Here is a 12,957-nt window from a genome sequence, read left to right as displayed (position 1 = left end):
GGGCGGGGAAAGAATGGCGCCATGGCCACCCAGACCCAGCCCAAGCAGAGTGAGGCGAAACTCCTCGTCGTCGAGGACGACGCCAACATCCTCGAGCTGCTCTCCGCCAGCCTGCGCTTCGCCGGGTTCGAGGTGACCACCGCGACCAGCGGCAGCGCGGCCGTGAGCGCCGCCCGCAACTCGACGCCCGACCTGGTCGTCCTCGACGTGATGCTGCCCGATCTGGATGGCTTCGAGGTGATCCGGTTGATGCGTGAGGGCGGGCAGCGGACGCCGGTGGTGTTCCTGACCGCCCGGGACGGCACCGACGACAAGATCCGTGGCCTGACCCTGGGCGGCGACGACTACGTCACCAAACCGTTCAGCCTGGAGGAGCTCACCGCCCGGATCCGGGCGGTGCTGCGCCGCACCAACGCCACCGACGAGCAGCCGTCCCGTCTGGTCTTCGCCGACCTGGAGCTGGATGAGGAGACGCACGAGGTCTACCGGGCCGGTTCCCGGGTGCAGCTCTCGCCGACCGAGTTCAAACTGCTGCGCTATCTGATGCTCAACGCGAACAGGGTGCTCTCCAAGGCGCAGATCCTGGACCACGTGTGGAAGTACGACTTCCGTGGTGACGACAACATCGTCGAGTCCTACATCTCGTACCTGCGGCGCAAGGTCGACAACGTGCAGCCGCGCCTGATCCACACCCTGCGCGGCGTCGGCTACGTGCTGCGCAAACCAGCCGTCTAGGCCGCGGCATGACAGTGACCGAGCGGGTCCGTGAGCGGATCCCGCGGCATCCCACCCTGCGCCGGATCTCGCTGCGGACCAAGCTGGTCGCCTCGGTCCTGGTCCTGGTCTTCGCGGCGCTCACCCTGATCAGCGCCGCCAGCACGTACGCGCTGAACACCTACATGGTCGGCCGGCTGGACAAGCAGCTCGACGTGATGGCCGACAGCGCCGCCGTCGACATGGCCAACCTGCACTACCGCGCCGTCTTCGCGCCGCCCGACTACATCGTCGCCTTCACCTCGGTCAGCGGAGAGGCCGCGGTCGGCACGGTCGGCGCCGGCGTGGCCGCCGACGACACGCCCCGGCTGCTCAGCGGGGTCGACGTGATCGCCGCCCACGACGGCAAGGCCTACACGGCGGAGGGCCGCAACGGGAAGTACATGTGGCGCATGCTGGTGCGCCGCCTGCCCGACGACAGTGTCCTGCACGTCGGTCAGCGGATGGCCGGCATCGACGACGTGATCGCCCGGCTGATCTGGGTGGACGTGCTGGTCGGCGTCGGTGTGCTGGTCACCCTCGCCATGGTCGGCGCGGCCCTGGTCCGGCAGAGCCTGATCCCGCTGATCCAGGTGGAACGCACGGCGGCGGCCATCGCGGCCGGCGACCTCACCCGGCGGGTGCCCGACCCGGAGGAGTCCGGCGGCCATCCCACCACCGAGCTGGGCCGGCTCTCCGGCGCGCTGAACGCGATGCTCGCCCAGATCGAGGCGGCCTTCCTGGCCCGGGCCGAGTCCGAGCAGGCGGCCCGGGAGGCGGCCGACGCGGCGCAGCGCTCCGAGTCGCGGGCGCTCGAGTCGGAGTCGCGGGCGCTGCAGTCCGAGGAGAAGATGCGGCAGTTCGTGGCGGACGCCTCGCACGAGCTGCGCACCCCACTGACCACCATCCGCGGATTCGCCGAGCTGTACCGGCAGGGCGCCGTCTCCGACCCGGAGCAGGTCGCCCGGCTGGTCCGGCGGATCGAGGACGAGGCCGCCCGGATGGGCCTGCTCGTCGAGGACCTGCTGCTGCTCGCCCGGCTGGACCGGGAGCGGCCGCTCACCCTGGCCCCGGTGGAGCTGCCGGTGCTGGCGATGGACGCGGTGCAGGCCGCGCAGGCGATGGCCCCGGACCGGCGGATCGACCTGGAGGTGCGAGACTCGCCGGAGCGTCTGGTGGCGTACGGCGACGACGCCCGGCTGCGCCAGGTGATCGGCAACCTGATGACGAACGCCCTGGTGCACACGCCACCCGACGCCGAGGTGACGTTGCGGCTGTTCGCCGGGGAGGAGGGCCGGGCCGTCATCGAGGTGTCCGACACCGGGCCCGGCATGAGCCCGGAGCAGCGTGCCCGGGCGTTCGAGCGGTTCTACCGGGTGGACGAGGCGCGGACCCGCAACACCGAGCGGGAGGCGACCGGGACCGGTCTGGGGCTGGCCATCGTGGCGGCCATCGTGCGGGCCCACGAGGGTTCCGTCGACGTGCTGTCCGAGCCCGGCGCCGGTGCCACGTTCCGGGTCTCTTTGCCGACCATAAAGGCGGATAAAGGGTTCACAGAAAACGTCCAGGACTAACACAGTTCGGTACGAGTGCGACGGGGCAGAGTTACCTACATGAACGAGAACGAGACCAACCCGCGGCCCGCGGACGCCGCCGCTGATCACAGCAGTGCGGAGCGGGTGGAGTCTGAGCAGCCGACTCTTGCGCAGCCGCCGGTTGCACCGCAGTCCGGCGCTCCTCAGTCCGCGGCGCCGCCGCAGCAGCACGGCGCCTGGGCGCAGTCGCCCTGGCAACCGCCGCAGCCGGTCTCCGCGCAGCCGGTGTCGACCCAGCCGGTCTCCGCGCAGCCGGTGTCGACCCAGCCGGTCTCCGCGCAGCCGGTGTCGACCCAGCCGGTCTCCGCGCAGCCCGGCCCGATGGCCTACAGCCACCCGCACTACGGATACCAGGCCCCGTCGGGCTACGGGCAGCAGCACGGGTTTCCGGACTATGCGCAGCAGCAGTCGGCGTACCAGGCCTGGCACGCCGCGGCGGCGGCGCAGGCGGCCGGAGACGGCTCCGTCCCGCCCGGCTGGGCCGCGCCGCAGACCGTCGGCGCCCCGCGGCAGCCGGGCCGCGGCCGCAAGATCTTCCTGGCCGGAGCGGCGGCGCTGCTGATCGCGCTGACCGCGGGCGGGGTCGGCGCCGCCACCGCGCTGGCCCTCGACGACGGCAACACGGTGAACACCGTGCAGAGCGGCAACTCCTCGGTCACCCGGGTGGTGGACCGATCGTCGCTGGCCCAGATCGCCGCCGCCGTCCAGGACAGCGTCGTGTCGATCACCACCGGCTCGGGCGAGGGCTCCGGCGTGGTGCTGACCGCCGACGGCTACATCGTCACCAACAACCACGTGATCTCGACCGCCCAGGGTTCGACCGTGACGGTCATCTTCGCGGACGGCACCAAGACCGAGGCCACCGTCGTCGGCACCGACGAGCGCACCGACCTCGCGGTGATCAAGGCGAGTGGTGTCTCCGACCTGAAGGCGGCCACCTTCGGCGACAGCGCGCAGAGCCAGGTCGGCGACACCGTGCTCGCCCTGGGCAGCCCGCTCGGCCTGGAGGGTTCGGTCACCGCCGGCATCATCAGCGCCAAGGACCGGGCCATCCAGTCCGGCGGCGAGGAGGAGCAGAGCCCGTTCGGCGGCGGCCAGCAGCAGCAGCAGTCCCAGACCACCACGATGACCGGCCTGCTCCAGACCGACGCCCCGATCAATCCGGGCAACTCCGGCGGCGCGCTGGTCAACACGAACGGCGAGGTGGTCGGCATCAACTCGGCCATCGCCACCTCCGGCTCCAGCTCCGGCAACATCGGTCTCGGTTTCGCCATCCCCAGCAACAAAGCGAAGCAGGTCGCCGAGTCGCTGATGCAGGGCAAGAAGGTCAGCCACCCGGCGCTCGGCGTCAGCGTCGCCGACGCGGAGAACGGCGGCGCCCTGATCAGCAACGTCACGTCCGGCAGCGCGGCGGCCAAAGCCCAGTTGCAGACCGGTGACGTGGTGACCGAGGTGGACGGCAAGGCCATCGACGACTCCGACGACCTGGTCGCGGCCGTCCAGGCGGGTTCGGTCGGGCAGCGGATGACGCTCACCTTCACCCGTAACGGCAGCAAGCAGTCGGTGACCGTCACCCTGCAAGAGGCACAGTAAGCATCGACTCCTATCGCTGCGGCGGGTGACGTGACCCGGGGTGGGCACGTCACCCGCCGTAGTTCTGTCATGCCAGGATTCGGGACCTTAGCGACCAACGGGACAGTTTTATCGCCCGGGGCTCGCGTTTGCGCAGGCAAGCGCCTAATCTCCATTCGCCATCGGCGACGCCTTCGCCAGCCGTCGGCGCGGATCCCCACAAGAACGGCGGAGTGAAGGGCCTCCTGAGTTGACGTATGTCGAGACCCGGACCAACGTCTGGGAAGCCCTGGCAGGCCGAGCGCCGGGAGTGCCGTCTGGACCGGCGGACACCGGCCTCTGGCACACCGTGGCGGACCGGCTCAACCCGGCCAGCGCCCGCCCGATCCTGCGCTCCGGCATCGAGGTCCGGCACCGGACAGCGGTGCGCGGCGGCCGGTACGTCATGTTGCGCTCGCCCGAGGACGGCGGCCGGAGCTCGTACCTGCGGCTGACCCCGGAGGAGTACCAGCTCGCCCTGATGATGGACGGCGACAGCACGGTGGCCCGGCTGGTCGCCGAGTTCGCCCGGATCGCCGGGCGGCTCGCGCCCGACCAGGTCCGCCGGGTGGTCGCCGACCTGGCCGCCAACCGGATGCTCGAAGAGCTGCCGATGGACGCCTTCCGCCCGCTGCGCGACCTGCGCCGGGACCCGCTGCCCCGGCGGGTGGGCGACTCCCTGGCCGCGGTCGCGCGCGGTCGCGCCGTCCTCTCCTTCCCGGTCGACGGGGCGGTCACGTCGCTGTACAACTCGGTCGGCCGGCTCCTGTTCAGCAGGGTGGCGGTCTGGATCGGCGCGGTGATGGCGGCCCTCGGCCTGCTGCTGTTCGCGGGCACCTGGCAACGGGGCAGCCGGTCCCTCTTCCTGGTGAGTGACTCGTACCTGCTCGGCGCACTGGTGCTGGTGTCGCTCAACGTGCTGGTCCTGGCGGTTCAGGAGCTGGGCCACGCGCTAGCCGCGAAACGGGTCGGCCGGGAGGTCCCCGCCGCCGGCCTGATGCTCTACTTCGGAATTCCGTCGATCTTCGTCGACACCAGCGACGTCTGGATGGCCGGCCGCCGCGCCCGGATCGCGGTCACCGCGGCCGGCCCCGCCATCGCCCTGGGCCTGGCGGGGCTGGTCCAGCTGGCCGGGTTCGCGATCCCCGCCATCGCCGGGGTGACCTTCAAGCTGGCGTTCCTGTTCTACCTGCACACGTTCTTCAACCTCAGCCCGCTGTTGCCGCTGGACGGCAAGTACCTGCTGATGGACTGGCTGGAGATCCCGGACGTCCGGGCCCGGGCGCTGTCCTGGACGGGTGGCCGCCTGCGCCGCCGCGGACCGGGCTGGCGGGCGCTGGACCGGGAGGGCCGGCTCGTCGCCCTCTACGGCTTCCTGTCCGTGCTCTGGCTGGTCAGCGCCATCGGGCTGGGCTATCGACTGTGGAGCGACCGGATCGAGGGCCTGATCGTCGGCCTCTGGTACGAAGGCTTCGCCGGACCGCTGCTGCTCCTGATCATCATTCTGGGTGTCGTCGCCCCGCCCCTCTACTTCCTGCTCGGCCGCCTGGTCCGGGCGATCCGCCGGCTGCGCCAGCGGATCGCCGAGCGCGACCGGGAGGCCGACCTGCCCCGCCGGGTCGCCACACTGCGCGCCTCCGAACTGGGCGGCCTGCCCGACCCGTCGTTGCAGGCGCTCGCCGCCCGGGCCCGCTGGATGCGCCCGCCGACCGGCCGTCAACTGGTGCTGGCCGGGGAGACCCAGACCGCCGTCTACGTGGTCGCCGAGGGCGCGCTGCACGGCCGCCGGCCCGGCGACCCGGGCGGCACCATCCGGCACCACGTCGGTCCCGGCGGGGTGGTCGGCCTGGCCACCGCGCTCACCGGCCGCAGCGCCCAGCTCGACTGGCACACCGCCGGCGTGACCCTGCTGGCGCTGCCCGCCTCCACGGTGGCCACCGTGGTCGGCCCGATGCCCGGACCGCCGCCGCAGGAGCGCGCCGAGGCGGAGGCGCTGTTCGCCGACACTCCGGCGCTCGCCGCGCTGGAGGAGGACCAGCGGCTCGCCCTGATCTCCGGCGCGCATCCGGCCGACCTGGACCCGGGAGCGCCGGTCATCCTGCCCGGCCCGACCCACGCGGTGGTCGTCGAGTCCGGTGTGATCGCCATGCCGGACGGCGTCGAGCTGCGCCGCGGCACCCTGGTCGGCCCGGTCGGCGACGGCAGCCCCGGCATGGTGGCCCAGGCGCGTACCCCGGTGCGGCTGTGGGTCATCCCGGACGCCTCCCACCTGCCCCCGCTCATCGGCTCGTACGGGCCCGGCGTACCGATGCCGACGTTGCGGCCGAGCACCCCGGCGGCGGCCCGCCCCGGCGCCGCGCATCCGCCGCTCGCGGTGCCACCCGGCCCGCCGGCCGCCGACGAGCAGTACGACGTGGACCGTCACTTCGAACGCCGGATGTGGGGTTTCGTGAGCCTGCTGCTGGTGTTCGCGCTCGGCAGCGTGCTGGTGAACGTGGGCAACGGCCCGGCCTGGGCGGAGATGCCCGCCGAGCGGGTGCTGTTGTCCGTGCAGCGCGGCAGCGTCACCGCCGTCGCCGACCGGGAGCCGATCGAACTCGTCCCGGCCGACCGCCGCTACCTGGCGGCCGGCGCGGAGATCGAGGTGCCGGGGCGGAGCGTGGCCCTGCTGACGTTCCCCGGTGGCGCCGCGGTGGTGCTGTGCGGTGGCTCGCGTACCGAGGTGACCGCGGTGGGTGTGGAGAACGGCCGGAAGTCCACTCCGTCCGCGCGGCTGACCCTGGAGAACGGGCGGCTGCTGGCCGACACGAGCAGCCCGAGCGGGGCGTACCAGCCGCTGGACCTGACGGTGCTGCGGGCCCAGGGTGACGTGACCAGCGACGGCCGGGCCTGGTATTCGGTGGACACCGTCGATGTCGCGGTCTCGTCCGGCGCGGTGACCGTCGGCGGCACCCGCGACCAGGCCGACGAGCAGCCGCTGAACTGCGGCGACGGCGTGCCGGTGGCCCCGCCGACCGAGGTCGAGCCGACCCCGGAGCCGACCGAGGAGTCGGCCCCGGCCGAGGCGCCCGCCACCCCGGCGCCCTCGACCGACCCGACTACCGTTCCGGGTACGACGGACCAGCCGGTCGACGACTCGGACGACGGCAACCCCGCGACGACGACGAACCCCACGACGACCCGGACCACTACCCGGCCGACCACGGGCGCGACGATCACGGTGCCGACCAAGCGGCCCACCACGACGAACCCGGCACCCAAACCCACCACGACGAAGCCGACACCCAAGCCGACGACCACGCCGCCGGACCCGGACCCGACGACCACGCCGCCGGACCCGGACCCGACGACCACGCCGCCGGATCCGACGCCCACGGAGCCGTCCAGCAACTGATCTCGGGCGGCCTCCCGACGAGAGAAGGAGTGGCCGCCCATGCTGTGCTGGTTCTGCGCCGAGGGGGCGCGTGCGATCTGCCGGTTCTGCGGGCGCGGGGTGTGCGCCGAGCACGCGCGCTTCGGGCCGTACCTGCTGGAAGTGACCCGGTCGGCCCGGCGCGACCGGGCCGAGGCTCTGGTGGTCGAGGACGCGGTGCAGTGCGGCACCTGCCGTCCCCGACCACAGCCGGTGGCGATGCCCGAACTGGACTAGGGCCGCGGCGTGGCCCAGGTGACGCCCGAACTCGGTCGCCGGGCAAGGTGCAAGATCGTGCGAGGATGGGGGCATGGTCGACGGTCCGGTGGCGTTCGTGCTCGGTGGCGGGGGCGTCCTCGGCGCGGTCGAGGTCGGGATGCTGCGGGCGCTGTTCCGCGCCGGGTTCCGCCCCGACATGGTGGTGGGCACGTCGATCGGCGCGGTGAACGGCGCACTGGTCGCCGCCGAGCCCGCCGAGCCGGTCACCGAGCGTCTGGTCCGGCTGTGGACGTCGCCGGAGGCGGCGGCGGTCTACGGCGACTCGATCGGCCGGCAGATGCGCCGGTTCGCGGCCCGCACCCATCTGCACTCGCCCCGCCCGCTGCGCCGCCTGCTGGAGAGCGAGCTGGGGGAGTACGCCACGTTCGCCGACCTGAAGGTGCCGTTCCACTGCTGTGCGGCAAGCATCGAGCGGGCGGCGGAGCACTGGTTCGACAGCGGCCCGCTGGTCGACGCGGTCGTCGCCTCGTCCGCGGTGCCGGGGTTGCTGCCGCCCATGGAGATCGACGGTGAGCACTTCATCGACGGCGGCATCGTCAACTCGATCCCGATCGGCGAGGCGGTCCGGCTCGGGGCGAAACTCATCTTCGTGCTCCAGGTCGGCCGGGTGGAGCGGCAGCTCAGCGTGCCGAAGCGGCCGTGGGAGGTGGCGCAGGTGGCGTTCGAGATCGCCCGGCGGCACCGGTTCGCCCGCGAGCTTGCGTCGCTTCCCGACGATGTACGCGTGCATGTGCTTCCGAGCGGCGGCGGGGAGAACCGGGACGACTCGCCGTGGGCCTACCGGGACATGGCCGCTGTGGGCCGCCGGATCAGCCGGGCCTACACCGCGTCCCGGCGTTACCTGAGCGCCAACGTGAACCCGTTGCCGGGGCCGGGCCGCTGATGGCCCCGGTCTGGATCCGCCGCACGGTGATCGCCCCGGCCGTCGTGCTGCTCGCCTTCACACTGCTCACCACCCTGCCGTTCTGGCTGCTGATCGCGCTGGCCGTGTCTCCTCTGGTGCCGGGCCGGCTGCGGGTGCCCCGGCTGGTCTTCCTGTCTGTCGTCTACCTGGTGTGGGACGCTGTCGCGCTGATCGCGCTGGCGGCGCTCTGGGTGGCCTCGGGGTTCGGCTGGAAGATCCGCGGGCCCTGGTTCCAGCGGGCTCACTACGTGCTGACCGGCGCCTTCCTGCGGAGCCTCTTCTGGTTCGCCCGATGGTCGCTGCACCTGCAGATCGACGTGGTCGGCACCGACCCGGACACCGCCGCGCCGGGCCGCCCGGAGATCGTGGTGAGCCGGCATGCCGGCCCGGGCGACTCGTTCACCCTGATCCACGCGCTGGTCAACTGGTTCGCCCGGGAGCCGCGGATCGTGCTGAAGGCGGCCCTGCAATGGGACCCGGCGGTGGATGTGCTGCTGAACCGGCTGCCCAACCGGTTCATCTCGCCGGGACGGACCGGGACGGCGACTCTGGAGCAGCAGATCGGCGACCTGGCGACCGGCCTGGACGACAACGACGCCTTCGTGATCTTCCCGGAGGGCGGCAACTTCACGCACCGCCGCAAGGCCGGCGCCGTCGCCCGGTTGTGGTCGCGGGGCCTGCACGACCTGGCGGTGAAGGCGGAGAATCTGAAGAATCTGCTGCCGCCGAAACCGGGCGGGCTCTTCGCCGCGATCGACGCGGCCCCGGACGCCGGGGTGATCTTCGTGGCGCACACCGGACTGGACCGGATGATGAGCATCGCCGACGTGTGGCGTGAGCTGCCGATGGACAAGCGGCTGGTGATGCGTTTCTGGAGCGTGCCGCCGGACGAGGTGCCCACCGGGGAGCAGGAGCGGATCGACTGGCTCTACGACTGGTGGGCCCGCATCGACACGTGGATCGACGAGAACCGGCCGGAGCCCCGGCCACTGTGGACGCGGCCGGGGCGGCAGGAAGCCTAAGCGGTCTGGCCCAGCGATTTGAGCATCTCGGCCGGCATCTCGGTGACCTCGGCGGCCGGCGGGGCCTCGACCGAGACCGGCGTGCCGAAGTCGGAGTAGGTCGTCGTCATCTTGCCGGCGCCGGCGCCCATCGAGCTCATGTCGATGACCATCTTGGTGAGCCGGCCCTCGTCGTCCATCTCGGCGGTGAACGGAACAGCGGTCGCCTTGTCGCCCAGCGCCTTCAGCGACTCCGGGTCGGCGGTCGGCGACTTGGTCATGTCGAGGGTGCCGGAGAACGTGTTCCCGTTCTTCTCCACCTTGACGGCGGCCTGCGCGAAGGCCGACGCGTCCGCCATGTTCTTCGGATTGAGCGAGCTGCTCGCCGGGAGCTTGGAGATGTCGAGACGCCACCACTTGGCGCCCGCGGTCGTCCCGTACTTCATGAACATCTCGTCGCCGATCAGGCGGACCGCGATCTCCATGGTCTGCCCGGCGGCGCCGACGCTCATCACCATGTCGACCTTCTTGCCGGCGAGGTCGGACACACCGCTCGCCTCGATGCCGCCCGGCATCGACATCTTCATCTTCATCGTCTCGCTGCCGAGCTTCTTCGACGCGGCGACGAAGTCGGCGAGCGGGTCGGCGGCCTGAGCCGTGGCAGCGGGCTTCGAGTCGGTCGCGGACGAGCCGCACCCGCCGACGCCGACGAGGGCGGCGATCGCCACCGTGACGACGGCCAGCCGTTGGAACCGCATGTGTGTCTCCCTGTCTGTGCACTAGAGCGGCGCTCACCATAGCGGCAGGGTCCGACAGACACCGGCCCGATTTTTCCGGGCGATCATGGGCGGGGCATGATGGGTCCGAGGGTCCAGCACGTGTACGCAACAGGGGAGGACTCGTGAGATTCGAGGTCAGCAAGGTCCTCGACGCCATCGAGGCCCGGCTCACCACCGATCCGGCGCTGGCCCGGGGTGTGGTGGATCTGTCAGAGGTGGTCCGTTACGCGGACCTCGACGGAGGCCGTCCGGCCAGCCTGGTCCGCCTAGGTCTGCTGATCGACGCCCTGGGGCGGTATGCGGCGGAGGAGAACGTACCGGTCTACGCGGTCGCGCCCCGGGCGCTGCTCTCCGACGCCGACCTGACCTCGAACGAGCGTATGGTCGTACGCCGATGGGCGGACGACGGCAAGGTCGAGGTGGTCCCGCAGATCGACGACCGGGTGCTGGAGGTGGCCGAGATGCTCGGCCTGCCGGTGCTCACCCGTGACCGGGAGGACCGCTTCCGGGACCGCCGGCCGTGGGTCACCGATCCGGGCCGGCTTCTCGCACTGGTGTCGAACCAGGGTGGTCCGGTGCTGGTGGCGCGGGTCGGCCGGGGCGAGACGGCGCCGCCGGTGCCGCGTTCCCCGCTCGGGGAGCGGCTGCTCGCCCGGGTGTGGCGTTGCCCGCAGATGAACTGCAACACCTACGGTGACGGCGGCGACCCGGACAGCCCGTTCGCCGACATGCGCACCTTCACCAGCCCGGTGTCGCAACCGCCGCCCGCCCTGCGGGCCGGCGCGCCGACCTGCCCGCGGCACGGCGACCGGCTCAAGGACATGGGTGCGCGCCCGGCCACCGAGGTCTTCTCGGTGCGCATCGACGGAGTGATCCGCCAGCGGTTCGTGGTGTCCGAGGACAAGGCCGTGGTGATCGGCCGGGCGCCGGAGGGCGGCGGGGTCATGCTGGGCCAGTGGCTCACCGACGACGCCCGGAAGTGGATCAGCCGGGGCCACGTCCGCCTGGCGCTGCGCGGCGGCGAGGTGACCGCGCAGGACATCAGCACCAACGGCACCGGCATCCGCCCGGGCGGATCGTTCGACGACGATCAGCGGATCACGCTGCGCCGGGACGAGCGCCGGGTACTCGGGCCGGAGGACATCGTCGAGCTCTACGCCCAGGTGCACGTGGGCCGGTCGAAGATGTGGGCGTCCGGCGGCGTGGTCCAGCCGGAGTCGGTGATGGGCGAGGCCCCCACCATGGCTTTCCGGCCGGTCGGACGATAGAGGTCGCGCCGCCGCCGACCCGGCGAAAGCCCGGCGGCGGCGCAAGATCAGATCAACCTTTGAGTACGGCGGCCAGCTGCGCCAGCGCGTGATCCAGGTCCTCCTCGGTGACCACCAGCGGCGGCGCGAGCCGGATCGTCGACCCGTGGGTGTCCTTGGCCAGCACGCCCCGCTCGGCGAGCCGCTCGCACGCCTGCCGGCCGGACATCAACGCCGGGTCGATGTCCACCCCGGCCCACAGCCCCCGGCCGCGAACCGCCACCACACCCCGGCCGATCAGCGCCTCCAGACCGGCGTGCAGCCGGGCGCCGAGCCGGGCCGACCGCTCCTGGAACTCGCCGGTGGACAGCAGCCGGACCACCTCGGCACCGACCGCGCAGGCCAGCGGATTGCCGCCGAAGGTGGAGCCGTGCTCGCCCGGCCGCAGCACGCCGAGGACGGCCTGGTCGGCGGCGACCGCGGAGACGGGCACGATGCCGCCGCCGAGCGCCTTGCCGAGCACGTACATGTCCGGGACGACGCCCTCGTGCTCGATGGCGAACGTCTTCCCGGTACGCCCCAGCCCGGACTGGATCTCGTCGGCGATCATCAGCACGTTGTGTGTGTCACACAGCTCGCGCACCCCCGGCAGGAACCCGGCCGGCGGCACCAGCACCCCGGCCTCGCCCTGGATCGGCTCCATGAGCACGGCCACGGTGTTCGGCGTGATCGCGGCCCGTACGGCGTCCACGTCGCCGTACGGCACCACCACGAACCCCGGCGTGTACGGCCCGAAGTCGGCCCGCGCGTCCGGATCGGTGGAGAAGCTGACGATCGTCGTGGTACGCCCGTGGAAGTTGTCCGCCGCCACGATGATCTCGGCCTGCTCGTCGGCCACGCCCTTGACCCGGTAACCCCACTTGCGGGCCACCTTGATAGCGGTCTCGACGGCCTCGGCGCCGGTGTTCATCGGCAGCACCAGATCCTTGCCGCACAGCTCGGCCAGCCCACGGCAGAACGCGGCGAACCGATCATGCACGAAGGCCCGGCTGGTCAGGGTGACCCGGTCGAGCTGGGCGTGCGCGGCGGCGATCAGGCCGGGGTGGCGGTGGCCGAAGTTGAGGGCCGAATAACCTGCCAGGAAGTCCAGGTAGCGGCGCCCGTCCACGTCGGTCACCCAGGCGCCCTCGGCCTCGGCCACGACCACCGGCAGCGGATGGTAGTTGTGGGCGGTCCAGCGCTCCGCGTCGGCCAGCGCGGACGGGGTACGGAACTCTACGGTCGTCACAGGTTGTGCTCCCTTGCCATGCTCTCCCGGCCCTCGTCCGCGAGGCCGTCCACAGTTACGGGCAGGTGCCACTCGGTGCAGTCGATCA

General features: G+C 72.1%; 10 protein-coding genes. 8 read left to right on the top strand and 2 right to left on the bottom strand.

Annotated elements, in window-relative coordinates; genetic code table 11:
* The first annotated feature begins 21 nt into the window (after positions 1 to 21).
* From AB0I88_RS18130 to AB0I88_RS18100, 7 genes are all read left to right on the top strand, one after another.
* Positions 22 to 735: a response regulator transcription factor gene (locus AB0I88_RS18130; protein WP_361025149.1), complete on the top strand. Its 714-nt coding sequence runs from the start codon at positions 22 to 24 to the stop codon at positions 733 to 735.
* 8 nt (positions 736 to 743) lie between these two features.
* Positions 744 to 2,327, top strand: a complete 1,584-nt coding sequence (locus AB0I88_RS18125; RefSeq protein ID WP_361025146.1) for an ATP-binding protein — start codon at positions 744 to 746, stop codon at positions 2,325 to 2,327.
* A gap of 39 nt (positions 2,328 to 2,366) precedes the next feature.
* Entirely contained in the window at positions 2,367 to 3,941 is a 1,575-nt protein-coding gene (locus AB0I88_RS18120) for a trypsin-like peptidase domain-containing protein (RefSeq protein ID WP_361025143.1), read from the top strand.
* Positions 3,942 to 4,170: 229 nt separating this feature from the next.
* Positions 4,171 to 7,353 (top strand): cyclic nucleotide-binding protein, encoded by a 3,183-nt coding sequence (locus tag AB0I88_RS18115; RefSeq protein WP_361025140.1) that lies wholly within the window; start codon positions 4,171 to 4,173, stop codon positions 7,351 to 7,353.
* Positions 7,354 to 7,392: 39 nt separating this feature from the next.
* Positions 7,393 to 7,608: a hypothetical protein gene (locus tag AB0I88_RS18110; protein WP_183216903.1), complete on the top strand. Its 216-nt coding sequence runs from the start codon at positions 7,393 to 7,395 to the stop codon at positions 7,606 to 7,608.
* A 73-nt stretch (positions 7,609 to 7,681) separates the two neighbouring features.
* Entirely contained in the window at positions 7,682 to 8,533 is an 852-nt protein-coding gene (locus AB0I88_RS18105; RefSeq protein ID WP_361025136.1) for a patatin-like phospholipase family protein, read from the top strand.
* A complete protein-coding gene (locus AB0I88_RS18100; protein WP_361025133.1) occupies positions 8,533 to 9,576 on the top strand; it encodes a 1-acyl-sn-glycerol-3-phosphate acyltransferase in 1,044 nt (347 codons plus the stop codon). The genes AB0I88_RS18105 and AB0I88_RS18100 overlap by 1 nt, the downstream gene beginning before the upstream one ends.
* Here AB0I88_RS18100 and AB0I88_RS18095 read toward each other — a convergent pair.
* Entirely contained in the window at positions 9,573 to 10,313 is a 741-nt protein-coding gene (locus tag AB0I88_RS18095; protein ID WP_361025130.1) for a hypothetical protein, read from the bottom strand. The two genes, AB0I88_RS18100 and AB0I88_RS18095, sit on opposite strands and share 4 nt — an antisense overlap.
* Positions 10,314 to 10,456: 143 nt before the next feature.
* Between AB0I88_RS18095 and AB0I88_RS18090 the strand changes: the two genes are divergently transcribed.
* The gene (locus AB0I88_RS18090) at positions 10,457 to 11,602 is read left to right on the top strand and encodes an FHA domain-containing protein (protein WP_361025127.1); all 1,146 of its coding nucleotides are present in this window, start codon (positions 10,457 to 10,459) and stop codon (positions 11,600 to 11,602) included.
* A gap of 52 nt (positions 11,603 to 11,654) precedes the next feature.
* Here AB0I88_RS18090 and rocD read toward each other — a convergent pair whose 3' ends face one another.
* The gene (gene rocD, locus AB0I88_RS18085) at positions 11,655 to 12,869 is read right to left on the bottom strand and encodes an ornithine--oxo-acid transaminase (protein ID WP_361025124.1); all 1,215 of its coding nucleotides are present in this window, start codon (positions 12,867 to 12,869) and stop codon (positions 11,655 to 11,657) included.
* Positions 12,870 to 12,957 lie beyond the last annotated feature (88 nt).

This window comes from Actinoplanes sp. NPDC049802, assembly GCF_040656595.1.
In the GTDB taxonomy this organism is placed as follows: Bacteria; Actinomycetota; Actinomycetes; order Mycobacteriales; family Micromonosporaceae; genus Actinoplanes.
Note: the sequence above shows the minus strand (reverse complement) of the source record. Positions and strands in the feature narration are given on the sequence as shown.

Bases quoted from the DNA above. Each gene is read 5' to 3' on its own strand.
- AB0I88_RS18110 (WP_183216903.1), top strand. From the start codon at position 7,393: ATGCTGTGCTGGTTCTGCGCCGAGGGGGCGCGTGCGATCTGCCGGTTC.
- AB0I88_RS18105 (WP_361025136.1), top strand. From the start codon at position 7,682: ATGGTCGACGGTCCGGTGGCGTTCGTGCTCGGTGGCGGGGGCGTCCTC.
- AB0I88_RS18125 (WP_361025146.1), top strand. From the start codon at position 744: ATGACAGTGACCGAGCGGGTCCGTGAGCGGATCCCGCGGCATCCCACC.
- AB0I88_RS18120 (WP_361025143.1), top strand. From the start codon at position 2,367: ATGAACGAGAACGAGACCAACCCGCGGCCCGCGGACGCCGCCGCTGAT.
- AB0I88_RS18130 (WP_361025149.1), top strand. From the start codon at position 22: ATGGCCACCCAGACCCAGCCCAAGCAGAGTGAGGCGAAACTCCTCGTC.
- AB0I88_RS18095 (WP_361025130.1), bottom strand. From the start codon at position 10,313: ATGCGGTTCCAACGGCTGGCCGTCGTCACGGTGGCGATCGCCGCCCTC.
- AB0I88_RS18100 (WP_361025133.1), top strand. From the start codon at position 8,533: ATGGCCCCGGTCTGGATCCGCCGCACGGTGATCGCCCCGGCCGTCGTG.